This is a genomic window from Pseudomonas shirazica (assembly GCF_015168335.1).
GTDB lineage: Bacteria > Pseudomonadota > Gammaproteobacteria > Pseudomonadales > Pseudomonadaceae > Aquipseudomonas > Aquipseudomonas asiatica.
Genome location: NZ_CP063456.1, coordinates 130,409 through 147,425 on the forward strand (window position 1 = coordinate 130,409; position 17,017 = coordinate 147,425).

The following is a 17,017-nucleotide window of genomic DNA, read 5'->3' on the forward strand; positions in this document are numbered from 1 at the left end:
CCCGAGGGTACCCCGCTCGGGCTTAGTTGCCCGGTACTTCCAGTGGCGACTGCTGAGGCGTTTCGGCCTGCTGGCGGCGAGCGGCCTCCAGCGCAGCGGCTTCGGCTTTGGCACGCTCGTCGGCTTGACGCTGCAGCTCGTCCAGCTGGGACGGGGTCAGCATCTGCAGGCGAACGACCATGGCGTTGACCAGGTCGCGACGCATTTCTTCACGGGCACGGTTGGCTTCCTGTTCGGAGCCGGTGATGTTCGAGCCGTCCCGCAAGTAGATCTTGCGCACTTCCACCTTGTCGCTCATCAGCTCCAGGTTGTTCAGGCCCTGGATGCTGTAGTTCAGCACGGTGGTCAGCTCGTACTCGGCGGTACGGTTGCCACTGTTGTAGGTCGCCGAGCGCTCGCGCTCCTGCTCGTTGGTCAGCACCAGGCGGTACGGTGCACCAGCGTGCACGTTGACGCCGCTACGCTGCAGTACTTCACGCAGCTGGACCACGGTCGGGCCGTAGGCGTTGCGTGCGCTTACGTCCATTTCCTTCACGCTCAGCTCGGTGGAGCCGGTGCCACGCAGCTGGAAACCGCAGGCGCTGAGCATGACCGCCAGGCCAATTACCAGCAAATTGCGTTTGATCATGTTGTTGCTCCCTTGTGGGCCTGTTCGCCCGCCCGCAGTGCCTGCGGGCGGGCGTTGCCATCAGTTGGCGACGATGTTGACCAGCTTGCCCGGAACCACGATGACCTTGCGGATGGTCAGGCCATCGATGAAGCGCAGGACGTTCTCGTTGCTGCGCGCGGCGGCTTCGATTTCTTCGCGGCTGGCGGCGGCCGGCATTTCGACCTGGCCACGCAGCTTGCCGTTGACCTGCACCACCAGGGTGACGGTGTCCTGTACCAGGGCTGCCTCGTCGACGGCTGGCCAGCTGGCGTCGATGACTGCCTGCTGGTGGCCCAGCTGTTGCCACAGCTCGTGGGAGATGTGCGGGGTGATCGGAGCCAGCAGCAGGGTAACGGCCTCGAGGCCTTCCTGCAGCAGGGCACGGTCCTGCTCAGTGGCCTGCGGGGCCTTTTCCAGCACGTTCATCACGGTCATCACCTGGGCGATGGCGGTGTTGAACTTGTGGAACTGGCCTACGTCGGTGCTGGCCTGCTTGATGGCGGTGTGGATGGCGCGGCGGATGACCTTCTGCGCGTCGTCCAGGGCGGCGACATCCAGCTTGCCCGGCAGGCCTTGGGCCACGTGGGCCTGGGCCAGGCGCCAGACGCGGCGCAGGAAGCGACTGGCGCCTTCGACGCCGGAGTCGGACCATTCCAGGCTCATGTCGGGCGGCGAGGCGAACATCATGAACAGGCGGCAGGTGTCGGCGCCGTACTGGTCGATCATCGATTGCGGGTCGACGCCGTTGTTCTTCGACTTCGACATCTTCTCGGTGCCACCGATTTCCACCGGCAGGCCGTCGGTCTTCAGGCGGGCGCCGATGATCTTGGCCTTGGCATCGCGCTCGACCTCGACATCGGCCGGGTTGAACCAGTCCTTGCCGCCGTTGCTGGCCACACGGTAGTAGGTTTCGGCGACCACCATGCCCTGGGTCAGCAGGTTCTTGAACGGCTCGTTCGAGGTGACCAGGCCTTCATCACGCATCAGCTTGTGGAAGAAGCGCGCGTACAGCAGGTGCAGGATGGCGTGCTCGATACCGCCGATGTACTGGTCGACCGGCAGCCAGTGGTTGGCCGCTTTCGGGTCGACCATGCCACCTTCGTAGTTCGGCGAGGCGTAGCGGGCGAAGTACCAGGACGACTCGACGAAGGTGTCCATGGTGTCGGTTTCGCGCTTGGCCGCGGTGCCGCATTTCGGGCAGCTGCACTCGTAGAATTCAGGCATGCGCGCCAGTGGCGAACCGGCACCGTCCGGCACCACGTTTTCCGGCAGGGTGACCGGCAGCTGGTCTTCCGGCACCGGTACGTCGCCGCAGGACGGGCAGTGGATGATCGGGATCGGGCAGCCCCAGTAGCGCTGGCGGCTGATACCCCAGTCACGCAGGCGGAACTGGGTACGCGATTTGCCCAGCTCCTTGCGGATCAGGGCGGCTTCGATGGCGTCGAAGGCACCGGCAAAGTCCAGGCCGTCGAATTCGCCGGAGTTGATCAGCTGGCCGTGCTCGCCATAGGCGGCCAGCCACTCGCTGCCGACTTCGTCGCCAGCGCTGGTGCGCACCACGGCCTTGACCGGCAGGTTGTACTTGTGGGCGAACTCGAAGTCGCGCTCGTCGTGGGCCGGCACGGCCATTACGGCGCCATCGCCGTAGTGCATCAGCACATAGTTGGCGACCCATACCGGCAGCTTCTCGCCGGTCAGCGGGTGCTCGACCAGCAGGGAAGTGGCCATGCCCTTCTTCTCCTGGGTGGCCATGTCGGCTTCGGCAACGCTGCCGCTCTTGCACTCTTCGATGAACGCCTGCAGCGCCGGGTTGCCCTGGGCGGCCTGGGTGGCCAGCGGGTGTTCGGCGGCGACGGCGACGTAGGTGGCGCCCATCAGCGTATCGGGACGGGTGGTGAACACCTTGAGGGTGCCTTCGTGGCCGATGCTGGCCATGTCGTACGGGAACTGCACTTCCATGCCGCGCGACTTGCCGATCCAGTTGCGCTGCATGGTCTTGACCTGCTCAGGCCAGCCCGGCAGCTCGTCGAGGCTTTCCAGCAGCTCGTCGGCGTAGTCGGTGATGCGGAAGTAGTACATCGGGATTTCGCGCTTCTCGATCAGCGCGCCCGAACGCCAGCCACGGCCGTCGATGACCTGCTCGTTGGCCAGTACGGTCTGGTCCGCCGGGTCCCAGTTCACGGTACCGTTCTTGCGGTAGATGATGCCTTTCTCGAACAGGCGGGTGAACAGCCACTGCTCCCAGCGGTAGTAGTCGGGCTTGCAGGTGGTGACTTCACGTGCCCAGTCGATGGCCAGGCCCAGGCTCTTGAGCTGGGTCTTCATGTAGTCGATGTTTTCGTACGTCCACTTGGCCGGGGCGACGTTGTTCTTCATCGCCGCGTTTTCCGCGGGCATACCGAATGCGTCCCAGCCCATCGGCTGCAGGACGTTCTTGCCCAGCATGCGCTGGTAGCGGGCAATCACGTCACCGATGGTGTAGTTGCGCACGTGGCCCATGTGTAGCTTGCCGCTCGGGTACGGGAACATCGACAGGCAGTAGTAGGTGTCCTTGCCTGGCTGTTCGGTAACAGCGAACGATTGTTGCTCGTCCCAGAACTTCTGGGCGGCGGCTTCGATATCACGGGGCGTGTATTGTTCGTGCATGGCTACTTTTTGCTGAGAGGGAAGAGACCTTGTTCCAGGCAGCGGAACCTCGCTGCGTCCGGCACTCCGGTGTCGTTTAGAGTGAACGCCGTAGCATACAGCAGCGCCGCGCATCGTGGGAAACCTTCGTTGCGAATGCCCGCTGGTCGCGGCACACGGCTGCTTTTTTCAACGACGCTAAGCTCAGGTGTGGGGGGAGATATTCTTATCTTCAATGAGGTGAACGGATGGGAGAGACGCAGCTACCCGCAATCAGACCGGAGCTATACGAACGCCTGATCGACCGGCTTGGCCTGGCGCTGGAAGTGGCCAGGACCTCGGTGCGATTGCGCGACGAAATGCCAGCCGAGCTGGAGTTGCGTGGCCTGAGCCACGCAGAGTTCGAACTGATCAAGGCCTACCTGGATTCTCTCCCGGAGCGCCACAATGCCTGTGTCGGCAGTTACCCACAAGCGGAGCCGACATCGGCCAAGATCATCTGGCTCAAGGACAAGAAACGCCCCGCCAGCACGGCGAGATCCAGGACGCTGCCGCATCGCTAGCCGTTCAGGACGCCAGGCGCAGGCTATCGCGCGCCGGTTCTTAAATTTTGCACAGCTCACGATCGGCGCCGGCCACACCCTTGTTGACCGGCGTCGATCCTTCTAGGCTGCACACCTGCCAAGGAGGTGTGGCCAATGTCGATCCGATTCTTCGTCAAACAATGGCTGATGCCGCCAGGCGTCCTGTTCCTGCTGCTGCTTGTGGCGTGGTGGCTGCGCCGCCGTCGGCCCCGGCTGGCAGCGCTGTGCTTTGCCCTGGGCCTTGGTGGCCTGTGGCTGATGAGCCTGCCGCTGGTGGTACAGGAAACCGCTCGTGTGCTGGAGACGGAAGCGCCGTTGGCGGTAAGCGATTGGGCCGGCCTGGCAAGCCGGGCAGATGCCATCGTGCTGCTGGGCGCGGGGCGTGAGCGGGGTGACCCGGCCTGGGGTGGTGGCGACCAGCCCACAGCCACGGCGCTGGAGCGCATGCGCTTTGCCGCACGGCTGGCCAAGGCTTCGGGCTTGCCGGTGTTGACCAGTGGCGGGTTGCACTATGGCTCGCCGCCGAGCGAGGCGCAGTTGATGGCTGATCGCCTGCGTGAAGATTTCGGTGTCGAGGTGAAATGGCGAGAGGAGGGCAGCCGCACGACCTGGGAAAATGCCCGGCTGACGGCCAAGGTGCTGCAGCCGTTGGGGATTCGCCGGGTGGTCGTGGTGACCCAGGCCTGGCACATGCAGCGCTCGCGCTGGAGCTTCGAGCAGGCGGGGTTCGAGGTGGTGCCGGCGCCAGTCGGGTTCCTCGGGCGCGATCATGCGCGGCCGTTCGGCGGGTTGCTACCGGAGAGCCGGGCGATGTGGCAGAGCGGGCAGTTGCTCAATGAAGTGGCTGGGTTGGTGGGGTATCGGCTGTTCTACTGATTTACCGGCTTACGCGATCCCTTGTAGGAGCGGCCTTGTGTCGCGATGGGCTGCATGGCAGCCCCAGATTTCAGCTTCTATGCCGGGAATGCCGGGGCCGCTTTGCGGCCCTATCGCGACACAAGGCCGCTCCTACAGTGATCTGCGTCGCCTGGTTAAACAGTCTTGGCTATTCGCCCAGCCAGCAACGCCCAACCCAGCAGCAATGCACAGACTATCGCCAGCGGCCACGACCGCCATTGCAGGTACGGCGTCAGCTTCTGCATCGGCACCACCTCGCCATACAGCACCGCCTGCTGGAACTGCGGTACCTGCGTGGTAATGCGGCCAAACGGGTCGATCAGCGCGGTCACGCCATTGTTGGTGGCGCGGATCATCCAGCGCCCGGCTTCCAGCGCGCGCATCTGTGCCATCTGCAGGTGCTGCAGCGGGCCGATCGAGGTACCGAACCAGGTGTCGTTGCTGATGGTCAGCAGCAGGTCGCTGCGGGCCGCCAGGCCTGCGGCGAATTCGGGGTAGACCACTTCGTAGCAGATGTAAGGCGCAATCTGGTAGCCCTTGGCCTGCAGCAGCGGCTGGTCTTCCGGCCCGCGGGCGAAGTCCGACATGGGCAGGTTGAAGAACTCGATCAGGCCACGCAGCATGTCCTGCAGCGGCACATACTCGCCAAAAGGCACCAGCTTCTGCTTGAGGTAGGTGCCATCGCCTTCACCAGTGACAGTGATGCCGTTGTAGTAGCGGCGCTGGTGATGCACCACTTCACGCACCGGCACGCCGGTAATCAGCGCCGAATGCCGCTCGGCGGCAAACCGGCCCATCACGTCGATATAGCCTTGGGCCTGGTCCTTGAGCACCGGCACCGCGGTTTCCGGCCACACCAGCAGGTCTACCGGCCTGGAGCTGAAGCTCAGGTCACGGTACAGCGCCAGTTGCGCATCGATGTGCGCCGGGTCCCATTTCAGGTCCTGCTCGACGTTGCCCTGGATGGCCGCCACTTTCAGTGGGTCGCCCGCCGGCTTGGTCCAGGCATGGCCCTTGAGCGCCAGGCCCAGCACCCACGGGGCCAGCAACAGCAGGCAGCCCACCGCGAGGAACGAGGGGCGGGCGCGCAGGCGGTGCACGTTGCACAACAGGGCAGCGGTCAGGGCCAGTGCGAAGGAAATCAGCCACACGCCACCCAGCGGTGCCAGGCCGGCGAGCGGGCCGTCCAGCTGGCTGTAGCCGGCGTAGAGCCAGGGGAAGCCGGTCAGGAACCAGCCGCGGAAGGCCTCTTGCAGCAGCCACAGGGCGGCAAAGCACAAGGCGTCGGCCAGTGGTGCTTCGGTGCGGCGCAGCCAGCGTGCCCACAGCCAGGTGGGCAGGGCGAAGAACCAGGCCAGGGCGGCGAAGAAGGCCAGCAGCAGCAGGATCGCCAGCAGCGGCGAGGCACCGCCGTAGGTATTCATGCTGACGTAGATCCACCAGGTACCGGCACCGTACAGGCCGAAGCCGAACCACCAGCCGCGCCACATGGCCTGGCGCGGGCTGAGCTCGCGCAGGCCGAGGTAGAGCAGGGCGATGGACAACACGGCCAGGGGCCAGATGTCGAAAGGCGCCAGGGCCAGGAGGGTGGAGGCACCGGCCGCCAGGGCCAGCAGGTTACCGGGCCAGCCGGGGCGGGTGATCCAACGCATGTTTGTCCTTAACGGGTGATCGGTGTCAGGCGCAGCAAGTGTATCCGCCGGCTGTCGGCATTGAGAATACGGAACTTGTAAGGGCCGATCTCGGTGGTCTCGTTGCGCTTGGGCAGGTGACCGAAGGCGCTCATTACCAGGCCGCCGACAGTGTCGAACTCGTCATCGGAGAATTCGCTGTCGAAGAACTCGTTGAAGTTTTCGATCGGGGTAAGCGCCTTGACCAGGAAGTCACCGCTGGGCAGCGGTTTGATGTAGCTGTCTTCCTCGACGTCGTGCTCGTCCTCGATGTCGCCGACGATCTGCTCCAGCACGTCCTCGATGGTGACCAGGCCGGCCACGCCGCCGTACTCGTCGATGACGATGGCCATGTGGTTATGGTTGGCGCGGAACTCGCGCAGCAGCACGTTCAGTCGCTTGGACTCGGGCACGAAAGTGGCCGGGCGCAGCAGGTCCTTGATGTTGAAGCTGTCGCCATTCTCCTTAAGGATCAGCGGCAGCAGGTCCTTGGCGAGCAGGATCCCGAGCACATCGTCATGGCTTTCGCCGATCACCGGGTAGCGCGAGTGCGCGGCGTCGATCACCGCCGGCAGGAACTCGCGGGGCGACTGGCTGGCCTTGATGCTGATCATCTGCGAACGCGGCACCATGATGTCGCGAACCTGCAGGTCGGCCACCTGGATGGCGCCTTCGACGATGGTCAGCGCTTCGCTGTCCAGCAGTTTGTTCTGATGGGCTTCGCGCAGCAGTTCAAGGAGTTGCTGGCGGTTTTTCGGCTCATGGGCAAAAGCCTGGGTCAGTTTACCCAGCCAGGACTTCTGCCCGTTGCTCGATCGATCTTCGCTCATGGCGGTTCTCGTGATCCTTCGTGTATCAGTGTGTGATGGTGTCGGTTTCATCGTCGGCGTACGGGTCTGGATGACCCAGTTCTGCCAGCAATTCCCGTTCCAGGCCTTCCATTTCCTCGGCTTCCTCATCTTCGATGTGGTCGTAGCCGAGCAGGTGCAGGCAACCGTGTATGACCAGGTGCGCCCAGTGCGCTTCCAGCGACTTGCCCTGTTCGGCGGCTTCGCGCTCGACCACTGGCACGCAGATCACCAGGTCGCCCAGCAACGGGATATCGAGCAGGTCGTCGGGGACGTCGGCCGGGAACGACAGCACATTGGTCGCGTAGTCCTTGTGCCGGTAGGTGTGGTTCAGCTCGCGGCCTTCGGCTTCGTCGACCAGGCGAATGGTCATTTCCGAATCGGCGCTGCGCTGGCGCAGGGCCAGTTCGCACCAGCGGCGAAAGGCGGTGTCATCCGGGGCGGCAGCATCCGTGGCCCGTTGAATATCGAGTTCAAGCATCTTTGCCGGGCGCCTCGGGCTTGGCCTGGCGGGCATCGAAGCGGTCGTAGGCCTCGACAATGCGCTGCACCAGTGGGTGACGAACCACATCTTTGGGTTGGAAGTGGGTGAAGCTGATCCCCGGAACGTCCTTTAGCACCTCGATGACGTGTGCCAGGCCTGACTTGGTACCGCGGGGCAGGTCAACCTGGGTGATGTCACCGGTGATGACCGCGGTGGAGCCAAAGCCGATACGGGTAAGGAACATCTTCATCTGTTCCAGCGTGGTGTTCTGGCTCTCGTCGAGGATGATGAAGCTGTTGTTCAGGGTGCGGCCACGCATGTAGGCCAGCGGCGCGATCTCGATCACCTGGCGCTCGATCAGCTTGGCCACATGTTCGAAGCCGAGCATTTCGTACAGGGCGTCGTACAGCGGGCGCAGGTACGGGTCGATCTTCTGGGCCAGGTCGCCGGGCAGGAAGCCGAGCTTTTCGCCCGCCTCTACCGCAGGTCGCACCAGCAGGATCCGGCGCACCTGTTCGCGTTCCAGCGCGTCCACGGCGCAGGCCACGGCCAGGTAGGTCTTGCCGGTACCGGCCGGGCCGATGCCGAAGTTGATGTCGTTGGCCAGGATTTCCTTGACGTAGCGTTGCTGGTTGACCCCGCGCGGGCGGATGTTGCCCTTTCGCGTGCGCAGCGACACGCTGACCTCGTTGACGGCCGGGTTGTCGATGTTCTCGACGGTCGATTCCTGCAGGTACAGATGCACGGTTTCCGGCGACAGGTCGCTGGCCTTTGTCTCGCGGTAGAGACGGCGCAGCAGTTGTTCGGCAGCGGAGGTGGTCTTGGGTTCGCCGATCAGTTCGAACTGATTGCCGCGGTTGCGGATCTCGATGGCCAGGCGCTGTTCGATCAGGCGCAGGTGCTCGTCGAACTGGCCGCACAAGTTGGCGAAACGGTGGGCCTCGAAGGGTTCGAGGATGAAGCGATGGGGTTGTATGGGTGCGTTCAAGGTCGTTTTTAGCCGCTCGACGGCAATGGATGTGAACTCAAGAATAACCCTTGAATGGCAGTGGCGAAAGCACTGAAACGTTCAACGGTATGTATGGCCTGTTCCGGCCCTATCGCCGGCAAGCCGGGCTCCCACAGATACTGCACAGGCCTGAAGCTTGCGCAGTACCTGTGGGAGCTGGCTTGCCGGCGATCAGGCCGGGACAGGCAACACAGATCAGCAAACCTGTCTGCTATGATGCCCGTCTTTTCTTACGCATGTGTTATCCCGACGAACATGAGCAAACGCGAACCTGCCATCTATAAAGTGATCTTCCTCAACCAGGGGCAGGTCTTCGAGATGTATGCCAAGCAGATCTACCAGAGCGACCTGTGGGGGTTCCTGGAAATCGAGGAGTTCGTGTTCGGCGAGCGTTCGCAGCTGGTGGTGGACCCGAGCGAGGAGAAGCTCAAGAGCCAGTTCGATGGGGTGATCCGCAGTTTCGTGCCGATGCACTCGATCGTGCGCATAGACGAGGTGGAGCGCCTGGGTACGGCGAAGATCAGCGAAGCCAAGGGCGGCGGCAACGTGATGCCGTTCCCCATGCCGATGCCGGAAAAGTAACCCTCAGGGGAGTGGCGAGAACGGCGTGCGCCCTTCGGCGTTCTGCAGTTCCAGCAGGTACTTGCGGAAGATCTGGCCAAGCACCTGGGTGGCATGCTCCAGCTCGTCGCGGGGCATTTGCTCGGTCACTTCGTCGGCCATGTCCAGCGCATCCTCGGCGCCGTTGACCGCGGCCATCTTCAGCAGGATGTAGGCCTGCACATTGTTGGCCTTGACCCCTTCGCCACGGAAGAACATGGCGCCCAGGCGATACTGGGCCTCGGCATGGCCTTGCAGCGAGGCCTTTTCGAACCAGTTCAGGGCTTTGCCCAGGTTTTTCGGCGTTTGCGTGTAGTAGTACTCGCCCAGTTCGAATTGCGCCTGGGCATCCCCCGCCGTTGCCGTCTGCTCACAAGCCTTGAGGGCGTTTGCCAGGTCTTCAGGCTGGACATTCAAGGTGCAGCGGCCCGTCGCCGGAATCAGCAACGAGTTACCGCCCTCCGCCAGGGCCAGCAGGGGCTGAAGAAGCAACAGGCAGCCCAGGGTCAGGGCGCGGCCGGTGCGGTTCATGGGGATCGACTTACCTCTGCAAAGCTGCGGCCAATGTCTCTGGTGGCACATTATGGGATAAGCAGCGCCAACCTTACAAAGTTTTACTCGAATTTCTGCTTGGTTGGGGAAGTCAGCTGATTGTGCATGGGTATTTGTTGCCTGTGCCGGCCTCTGTGGGAGCGGCCTTGTGTCGCGAAAGGGCTGCGAAGCAGCCCCAGCAATCTGTGCATTACTGCTGAAGTGCTGGGGGCGCTTTGCGGCCCTTTCGCGACACAAGGCCGCTCCCACAAAAGCGCGGTGCTGCGCGCTATTTCAGGGCTGCAAAGGCCTTTTCAGCCGCATCCAGGGTGATCTGCAGCTCCTTGTCGCCATGGGCGATGGAGGTGAAGCCGGCCTCGAACGCGCTCGGCGCCAGGTACACGCCACCATCGAGCATCAGGTGGAAGAAGCGCTTGAAGCGCTCGGCATCGCTGGCCATCACGTCTTCGAAGGTGACGATGTCGTCGGCACCGCTGAAGTACAGGCCGAACATGGCTCCGGCCTGGGTGGTGACGAACGGCACGCCAGCGGCATCGGCGCGCTGTTGCAGGCCGTCGAGCATGCGGCTGGTGTAGTCGGTCAGCTCGGCGTGGAAGCCCGGGCGGCTGATCAGCTTCAGGGTGGTCAGGCCGGCGGCCATGGCCAGCGGGTTACCCGATAGGGTACCGGCCTGGTAGACCGGGCCGAGCGGGGCGATGCAGCCCATGATTTCACGCTTGCCGCCGAAGCAGCCGACCGGCATGCCGCCGCCGACGATCTTGCCGAAGGTCGACAGGTCCGGCTTGATGCCGTAGTGGCCCTGGGCGCCGCCGAGCGAAACGCGGAAACCGGTCATCACTTCGTCGAAGATCAACACCACGCCGTGCTTGTCGCACTGCTCGCGCAGGCCTTCGAGGAAGCCTGGCGCCGGCGGTACGCAGTTCATGTTGCCGGCTACCGGCTCGACGATGATGCAGGCTACGGTCTGGCCGACTTCGGCCAGGGTTTTCTCGACGGCGGCTATGTCGTTGAACGGCAGGGTCAGGGTGTGCTTGGCGAAGTCCGCCGGCACGCCCGCCGAGCTTGGCACGCCCTGGGTCAGCAGGCCGGAGCCGGCTTTTACCAGCAGGCTGTCGGAGTGGCCGTGGTAGCAGCCTTCGAACTTGATGATGGCGTCACGGCCGGTGTAGCCACGGGCCAGGCGGATGGCGCTCATGGTGGCTTCGGTGCCCGAGCTGACCATGCGCACCATCTCCATGGATGGCACCAGCGAGCAGACCAGGTCGGCCATCTCGGTTTCCATGGCGGTCGGGGCGCCATAGGACAGGCCGTGCTCCAGCTGCCTGCGTACCGAGTCCAGTACCTCCGGGTGGCCGTGGCCGAGGATCATCGGGCCCCAGGAGCCGACGTAGTCGACGTAGCGCTTGTCATCCTCGTCAACGACGTAGGCGCCTTCGGCATGCTTGAAGAACAGCGGCGTGCCGCCAACGCTCTTGAAAGCGCGGACCGGTGAGTTGACGCCACCGGGGATGTGCTTCTGGGCTTGGGCGAACAGGGCTTCGGAACGGGACATGGGGGTTCTCTCGAATCAGGATGCGAACAAGGCGTTGAAGGCGCGGGCGCGGCGGGTGACTTCCTGAGCGCTGTCGGCACCGAACAGGCCGTGGATCACCGCCAGCAGGTCGGCGCCATGGGCGACCAGCGGGGCGGCGTTGTCGAGGGTAATGCCGCCGATCACCGCGATCGGCAGTTTCACCTGGGCGCGGGCCTGCTCCAGCAGTTCGATGTTGGCAGCGGGTGCACCCGGCTTGGTGACGGAATTGAAGAAGCGGCCAAAGGCCACGTAGCTGGCGCCTTCGCTGGCAGCCTGCGCGGCCAGCTCGAGGCTGGCGTGGCAGGTGGAGCCGATGATTGCCTGGCGGCCGAGCAATGCGCGGGCCGGGGTCAGCGGGCCGTCGGTCTGGCCCAGGTGCACGCCGACGCCCAGGCGCGCGGCCAGTTCGGCGTCGTCGTTGATGATCAGCTGAGTGCCGTAGCGCTCGCAGAGCTGCATAAGCCCTTCAGCTTCGCGCAGGCGGCGTGCCGCGTCGTCACTTTTGTCGCGGTACTGCAGCAGGCATACGCCGCCTTCGAGTGCCGCCTCGACATGGGACAGGAAACGGCCAGCGAGCAGCTGGCTGTCGGTGATGGCGTACAGACCGCGTAGCTTCATTGGAGGCCTCGTGTCAGGAGCAGAAATCCAGCGGCAGGCGGCGCGGCACGAACTGGCCCTTGCCCAGCTGTTCGGCGTCACGCAGGGTGCGCCAGGTGTAGTCCAGGGCGCTGCGGACGGCGCTTTCCAGCTGCTCGCCAAGGGCCAGGCGGCCGGCCAGGGCGCTGGCCAGGGTGCAGCCCGAGCCGTGGTAGCTGCCCGGCAGGCGCTGGCAGGTCCAGGTGTGGTGCTGGCCGTCGCGGCTGTACAGGCGGTTGTGAATTTCGTCTTCGTCGCCGTGACCGCCGGTAATCAGCAGGTGTCTACAGAACGGCAACAGTTTCTCGGCACACTCGTCGGCAGTGCCTTCGGGCAGTTCGGCAAGGATGCGGGCTTCGGGCAGGTTCGGCGTGGCGATGGTCGCCAGCGGCAGCAGGCGTTCGCGCAGGGCGTAGCCCACTTCGTCCTTGCCCAGGCGGCCACCACCACCGGCACGCAGCACTGGGTCGCAGACCAGTGGCAGGTGCGGGTGGGCGGCCAGCAGTTCGGCGACGGTGTCGACCATTTCGATCGAACCGAGCATGCCGAGCTTGACGGCGGCCACCGTAGAGTCGGCCAGCACTGCGTTGGCCTGGGCCAGCACCCACTCGCGGTCGAGCACGCGGAAGTCGGAAACGTTGACGGTATCCTGCACGGTCAGGGCGGTCACTGCGGGTGCGGCGTGACAGCCTTGGGCGATCAGGGCTTCGATATCTGCCTGCAGGCCGGCGCCGCCACTGGGGTCGTGGCCGGAGAGACAGAGGACAACGGGGCGGGAGCTGTAGATATTCATGGTCGGCGAGCTTACCACCAATCCTGTTTGGGCGGATCGTCCTACAAATGAGTTTTGTTGATCATAAGGTCAGATTTTTGCCGGTTGAATTTCTGAAAGCATTGATTTAGAGCCTTTTCTTTGTGATTGGATATGGTCGATTGCCAGCTTGCGAAGCTATGCTAGAGTGCTCGGATAACTCTACAAACGGGTTCTGCCGGATCGTGTCGTCTCAAACGGATGGGAGGCAACCGCGACTCGACTGGACAGGCCATGCTGGGGCTGTATGCGCTATTTGCTGATTGTGCTTCTGGGCTTGCTGCCCGTGCTGGCCGGGGCAGTCGATTTCGACGCAGCTACCCGGCATCTTCCGCTGGGCAAGGCCATGCAGGTTTATGAAGACCCTGATGGCAGTGCCAGCATCACCCAGGTCAGTGCCCCTGATTTCGCCAAGCATTTTCGCCCCCACCACAAAGACGTGTTGAACGCCGGTTATTCCACCTCGGTGTTCTGGCTCAAGGTCGAACTGCGCCCTGTCGCCGCGCCTGACGCCGCCCCACGGCAATGGCTGCTGGAGTTGGCCTACCCGCCGCTGGATCACCTCGAGCTCTACCTGCCCGACGGCAGCGGCAGTTACCGCCTGGCCCGGCGCACCGGCGACGCCTTGCCCTACCACAGCCGTCAAATACTGCAGAACAACTATCTGTTCGAACTGCAGCTGCAGCCTGGCCAGGTGACCACCGCCTACCTGCGCCTGCACAGCCAGGGCTCGGTGCAGGCGCCGCTGGCGCTTTGGTCTGCCCAGGCCTACATGGAGGAGCAGCCCACGCGCCTGTATGTGCTGGGGATGATCTACGGCGTGTTGCTGGTGATGCTGGTGTACAACCTGTTCATCTACCTCAGCGTGCGCGACGTCAGCTACCTCTACTACATCCTCTATATCGCCTCGTTCGGCTTTTACCAGGTGTCGGTTAATGGCGCCGGTGTGGCCTACTTCTGGCCGGACAGCCCGTGGTGGGCAAATGCCTCGACGCCATTGTTCATCGGTTCCGCAGGCCTGTTCGGTTGCCAGTTCGCCCGGCATTTCCTGCAACTTGGCAGCATCAGCCGTGCTTTCGATCGGCTGCTGCAGTTGCTGATGCTGGGTGGCGCGCTGGTCATGGTGCTGGCGGTGACCATGCGCTACGGTGTCGCTTTGCGCATGGCCACGGTGCTGGCGTTGCTGTTTACCGTGAGCATCTTCGCTGCCGGGCTGTATGCCTGGTGGCGTGGCTTGCGCGTGGCACGCTGGTTCATCATCGCCTGGACTGCGTTCCTGCTCGGTGGGCTGGTCAACACCCTGATGGTGTTGGGCTACCTGCCGAACGTGTTCATCACCATGTATGCCAGCCAGCTGGGGTCGGCGCTCGAGGTTGCCTTGCTGTCGCTGGCGCTGGCTGACCGCATCAACAGCCTGCGCGAGCAGCAGGCGCAGGCCTTGCGTGAAACCGGGCGCACGCTGGAGCAACTGAACCTGCAACTGGCCAGGAGCAACCGGCTGAAAGACGAATTCCTGGCCAGCGTTACCCATGAGCTGCGCACGCCGATGAATGGCGTTATCGGCTCGCTGGAGCTGATGCATACCCTGCCGATGGAGGCCGAGATGGCCCAGTACCACCGCACGGCGGTGGGCTCGGCCCAGGGCATGATGGATATGGTCGATGCCATACTTACCCTCTCCGAACTACAGGCCGGCCGCCTGCGCGCGCAGCCGGCGCCATTCAGCCTGCGTGACCTGCTGCAGGGCGTACGTGCCGGTTATGCCGGGCAGGCTTTGGGCAAAGGCTTGTACCTGAGCCTGGACATCCCGGCCGATGTGCCGGACGGGTTGCAGGGCGATGCTCAGAAGCTGGCCCGCTGCCTGGGGTGCCTGGTGGACAACGGTTTGAAGTTCACCCACCAGGGCGGGGTGATGATCCAGGTGCGCGGGCGCCGGGTGGGGCCGGACGACCTGGCGCTGACCTTCATGGTCAGCGACAGCGGTATCGGCTTCGATGATCTCGATCAGGCGACCCTGTACCAGCGCTTCTTCCAGGTCGATGGCTCGATGACCCGGCGTTATGGCGGGCTGGGGATTGGTTTGTCGATTTGTCGGCAGATGGGGGAGTTGCTGGGGGCGAAGTTGTCGCATGAATCGACGCGGGGGTTGGGCAGCCGCTTCGAGTTGAGTTTGAACATGGCTATTGCGCAGGTGCAGATGAGCCCGCACATACTGCAGGCGCGGCAGTCGCTGTGAAGGCATGGCATTTGGTTGTGGCAAACACCTCTCAGCCCCGCTGCATCCTCAACATATGCGCCCCCCACCACATGTTTAGTCATTAATGTCACTTTGACTGACCCACGGGGAGTGCTTCACTGGGGCTCTCAAGCTACCCGGATCCAGGAGCCCCCGATGAACCTGCACCAGTACGCTGAAACCCACGAAGTCACCAACCAGCCACCGCCCCTCGACGGTGCCAACCTGTACCGTCTCGACCTTCCGCTACAGGAATGGTCGCGGCGTTTCGGTGCGGGTTGGGCCGAATCGCGGATCGATGCCTACGGGGCACTGGCCGGCGGCCCGCTGATGCAGGCGGGCTTTCTGGCCAATGCGCACAAGCCGGAGTTCAGTAGCCACGACCGCTACGGCCATCGCATCGACCTGGTCGAGTTCCACCCCGCCTACCACGAACTGATGCGCACCGCCGTCGAGCACGGCCTGCCGTCGCTGCCATGGGCCGAACCCCGCCCAGGCGCCCATGTGGCACGGGCTTCGATGACCTATCTGCACAGCCAGGCCGAGGCCGGTACCGGCTGCCCGCTGACCATGACCTTCGCCGCCGTGCCAGCGCTGCGGCTGCAACCCGAACTGGCCGAATACTGGCTGCCGAAAATCCTCGCCTGCGAGTACGACCCGCGTAACGTCGGCGACCGTCACAAGGCCGGAGTCACCCTGGGCATGGCCATGACCGAGAAGCAGGGCGGCACCGATGTACGGGCCAACACCACCCGGGCTTATCCAGTCGGCGCCGCAGGCCCGGGCCAGGCCTACGAACTGGTTGGGCACAAGTGGTTCTGCTCGGCGCCGATGTGCGATGCCTTCCTGACCCTGGCCCAGACCGAAAAAGGCCTGAGCTGCTTCCTGCTGCCGCGTCACCGCCCGGATGACAGCCGTAACCAGTTCTATATCCAGCGCCTGAAGAACAAGCTGGGCAACAGTTCCAACGCCTCCAGCGAGGTGGAATTCCGCGGTGCCCTGGCTTGGATGGTCGGGGAAGAAGGGCGGGGCGTGCCGACCATCATCGAAATGGTGGCCATGACGCGCTTCGACTGCATGGTCGGCTCCAGCGCCCTGATGCGCCAGGCGCTGACCCAGGCGACCCACCATTGCGCGCACCGCAAGGTCGGCGGGCGGCTGCTGAGCGAGCAGCCGTTGATGCAGAACGTGCTGGCCGACCTGGCGTTGGAAAGCGAGGCCGCGCTGGCCCTGAGCCTGCGCATGGGGCAGGCGCTGGAGCAGCTGGAAGACCCGCAGCAGGCGCATTTCGCCCGGCTGGTCACGGCGGTGGGCAAGTACTGGATCTGCAAGCGCGCCCCGGCCATGATCAACGAGGCCGCCGAGTGCCTGGGCGGGGCGGGTTATGTGGAAGACAGCATCCTGCCACGGCTGTACCGCGAAGCGCCGGTCAACTCCACCTGGGAAGGCTCGGGCAATGTGCAGTGCCTGGACGTGCTGCGGGCCTTGTCCAAGGAGCCGGGGGTGCTCGATGCGCTGTTTGCCGAGCTGGGCGATGGGCACGGGGACCCGCGCCTGGCGGCGCACATCGGCAACCTCAAGGGGGCGTTTGCCGACACTGGCGACATGCAGTACCGCGCGCGGCAGCTGACCGAGGATATTGCCCTGGCGCTGCAGGCCAAACTATTGCTGGAGGCGGGCAATGCGGTGGTCAGTGATGCGTTTATCGACAGCCGCTTGACGGGGGGCGGGCGCGTGTACGGGGCGTTGCCGCGGGGTGTGGATGTGGAGGCATTGGTGGCCAGGGCTACGCCAACACAGGACCTGTAGGAGCGGCCTTGTGTCGCGATAGGGCTGCGAAGCA

At 64.1% G+C, this 17,017-nt stretch carries 15 protein-coding genes; 5 read left to right on the plus strand and 10 right to left on the minus strand.

Annotation, left to right across the window (positions count from 1 at the left end):
• Positions 1-22 precede the first annotated feature (22 nt).
• Together IMX18_RS00620 and leuS are read right to left on the minus strand one after the other, a co-directional pair.
• A complete protein-coding gene (locus IMX18_RS00620; RefSeq protein ID WP_015271935.1) occupies positions 23-628 on the minus strand; it encodes an LPS-assembly lipoprotein LptE in 606 nt (201 codons plus the stop codon).
• A 60-nt stretch (positions 629-688) separates the two neighbouring features.
• Positions 689-3,295, minus strand: a complete 2,607-nt coding sequence (leuS, locus tag IMX18_RS00625) for a leucine--tRNA ligase (RefSeq protein WP_015271934.1) — start codon at positions 3,293-3,295, stop codon at positions 689-691.
• Between the two features lie 227 nt (positions 3,296-3,522).
• Between leuS and IMX18_RS00630 the strand changes: the two genes are divergently transcribed.
• Both IMX18_RS00630 and IMX18_RS00635 read left to right on the plus strand, forming a co-directional pair.
• Complete coding sequence (locus tag IMX18_RS00630) at positions 3,523-3,837, plus strand: hypothetical protein (RefSeq protein ID WP_003257582.1); 315 nt, start codon at positions 3,523-3,525, stop codon at positions 3,835-3,837.
• 135 nt (positions 3,838-3,972) lie between these two features.
• Positions 3,973-4,734, plus strand: a complete 762-nt coding sequence (locus IMX18_RS00635) for a YdcF family protein (RefSeq protein ID WP_015271933.1) — start codon at positions 3,973-3,975, stop codon at positions 4,732-4,734.
• 155 nt (positions 4,735-4,889) lie between these two features.
• On the opposite strand, the gene lnt is transcribed toward IMX18_RS00635, so the two are convergent.
• From lnt to IMX18_RS00655, 4 genes are read right to left on the minus strand one after another with little or no spacing between them, the layout of a single operon-like run.
• Positions 4,890-6,407, minus strand: a complete 1,518-nt coding sequence (lnt, locus tag IMX18_RS00640; protein ID WP_013974344.1) for an apolipoprotein N-acyltransferase — start codon at positions 6,405-6,407, stop codon at positions 4,890-4,892.
• 8 nt (positions 6,408-6,415) lie between these two features.
• Positions 6,416-7,255, minus strand: a complete 840-nt coding sequence (locus IMX18_RS00645) for a CorC family transporter (protein ID WP_003257584.1) — start codon at positions 7,253-7,255, stop codon at positions 6,416-6,418.
• A 25-nt stretch (positions 7,256-7,280) separates the two neighbouring features.
• Positions 7,281-7,754 (minus strand): rRNA maturation RNase YbeY, encoded by a 474-nt coding sequence (gene ybeY / locus IMX18_RS00650; RefSeq protein WP_015271932.1) that lies wholly within the window; start codon positions 7,752-7,754, stop codon positions 7,281-7,283.
• Positions 7,747-8,745 carry a PhoH family protein gene (locus IMX18_RS00655; protein ID WP_013974342.1) on the minus strand — a complete coding sequence of 333 codons (999 nt, stop codon included), beginning with the start codon at positions 8,743-8,745 and terminating at the stop codon, positions 7,747-7,749. The genes ybeY and IMX18_RS00655 overlap by 8 nt, the downstream gene beginning before the upstream one ends.
• 276 nt (positions 8,746-9,021) lie before the next feature.
• On the opposite strand from IMX18_RS00655, the gene IMX18_RS00660 reads away from it, so the two are divergent.
• Entirely contained in the window at positions 9,022-9,348 is a 327-nt protein-coding gene (locus IMX18_RS00660; protein ID WP_013974341.1) for a DUF1820 family protein, read from the plus strand.
• 3 nt (positions 9,349-9,351) lie between these two features.
• On the opposite strand, the gene IMX18_RS00665 is transcribed toward IMX18_RS00660, so the two are convergent.
• From IMX18_RS00665 to IMX18_RS00680, 4 genes are all read right to left on the minus strand, one after another.
• Positions 9,352-9,897 carry a tetratricopeptide repeat protein gene (locus IMX18_RS00665; RefSeq protein ID WP_003257587.1) on the minus strand — a complete coding sequence of 182 codons (546 nt, stop codon included), beginning with the start codon at positions 9,895-9,897 and terminating at the stop codon, positions 9,352-9,354.
• A gap of 289 nt (positions 9,898-10,186) precedes the next feature.
• Complete coding sequence (gene hemL, locus IMX18_RS00670; RefSeq protein ID WP_013974339.1) at positions 10,187-11,470, minus strand: glutamate-1-semialdehyde 2,1-aminomutase; 1,284 nt, start codon at positions 11,468-11,470, stop codon at positions 10,187-10,189.
• A 15-nt stretch (positions 11,471-11,485) separates the two neighbouring features.
• Entirely contained in the window at positions 11,486-12,109 is a 624-nt protein-coding gene (thiE, locus tag IMX18_RS00675; protein WP_003257589.1) for a thiamine phosphate synthase, read from the minus strand.
• 13 nt (positions 12,110-12,122) lie between these two features.
• Positions 12,123-12,920, minus strand: coding sequence for a hydroxymethylpyrimidine/phosphomethylpyrimidine kinase (locus IMX18_RS00680; protein ID WP_015271931.1), 798 nt, complete (start codon positions 12,918-12,920; stop codon positions 12,123-12,125).
• A 265-nt stretch (positions 12,921-13,185) separates the two neighbouring features.
• On the opposite strand from IMX18_RS00680, the gene IMX18_RS00685 reads away from it, so the two are divergent.
• Positions 13,186-15,174 carry a sensor histidine kinase gene (locus IMX18_RS00685; protein ID WP_054573599.1) on the plus strand — a complete coding sequence of 663 codons (1,989 nt, stop codon included), beginning with the start codon at positions 13,186-13,188 and terminating at the stop codon, positions 15,172-15,174.
• Positions 15,175-15,330: 156 nt separating this feature from the next.
• Entirely contained in the window at positions 15,331-16,983 is a 1,653-nt protein-coding gene (locus IMX18_RS00690; RefSeq protein WP_054573600.1) for an acyl-CoA dehydrogenase family protein, read from the plus strand.
• The last annotated feature ends 34 nt before the right edge of the window (positions 16,984-17,017 follow it).

Excerpts from the sequence above, each read along its gene's own strand:
- IMX18_RS00635 (WP_015271933.1), top strand. The coding sequence starts at position 3,973 with ATGTCGATCCGATTCTTCGTCAAACAATGGCTGATGCCGCCAGGCGTC.
- IMX18_RS00645 (WP_003257584.1), bottom strand. The coding sequence starts at position 7,255 with ATGAGCGAAGATCGATCGAGCAACGGGCAGAAGTCCTGGCTGGGTAAA.
- IMX18_RS00630 (WP_003257582.1), top strand. The coding sequence starts at position 3,523 with ATGGGAGAGACGCAGCTACCCGCAATCAGACCGGAGCTATACGAACGC.
- IMX18_RS00620 (WP_015271935.1), bottom strand. The coding sequence starts at position 628 with ATGATCAAACGCAATTTGCTGGTAATTGGCCTGGCGGTCATGCTCAGC.
- hemL (WP_013974339.1), bottom strand. The coding sequence starts at position 11,470 with ATGTCCCGTTCCGAAGCCCTGTTCGCCCAAGCCCAGAAGCACATCCCC.
- leuS (WP_015271934.1), bottom strand. The coding sequence starts at position 3,295 with ATGCACGAACAATACACGCCCCGTGATATCGAAGCCGCCGCCCAGAAG.
- IMX18_RS00680 (WP_015271931.1), bottom strand. The coding sequence starts at position 12,920 with ATGAATATCTACAGCTCCCGCCCCGTTGTCCTCTGTCTCTCCGGCCAC.
- IMX18_RS00690 (WP_054573600.1), top strand. The coding sequence starts at position 15,331 with ATGAACCTGCACCAGTACGCTGAAACCCACGAAGTCACCAACCAGCCA.
- IMX18_RS00685 (WP_054573599.1), top strand. The coding sequence starts at position 13,186 with ATGCGCTATTTGCTGATTGTGCTTCTGGGCTTGCTGCCCGTGCTGGCC.
- thiE (WP_003257589.1), bottom strand. The coding sequence starts at position 12,109 with ATGAAGCTACGCGGTCTGTACGCCATCACCGACAGCCAGCTGCTCGCT.
- ybeY (WP_015271932.1), bottom strand. The coding sequence starts at position 7,754 with ATGCTTGAACTCGATATTCAACGGGCCACGGATGCTGCCGCCCCGGAT.
- IMX18_RS00665 (WP_003257587.1), bottom strand. The coding sequence starts at position 9,897 with ATGAACCGCACCGGCCGCGCCCTGACCCTGGGCTGCCTGTTGCTTCTT.
- IMX18_RS00660 (WP_013974341.1), top strand. The coding sequence starts at position 9,022 with ATGAGCAAACGCGAACCTGCCATCTATAAAGTGATCTTCCTCAACCAG.
- lnt (WP_013974344.1), bottom strand. The coding sequence starts at position 6,407 with ATGCGTTGGATCACCCGCCCCGGCTGGCCCGGTAACCTGCTGGCCCTG.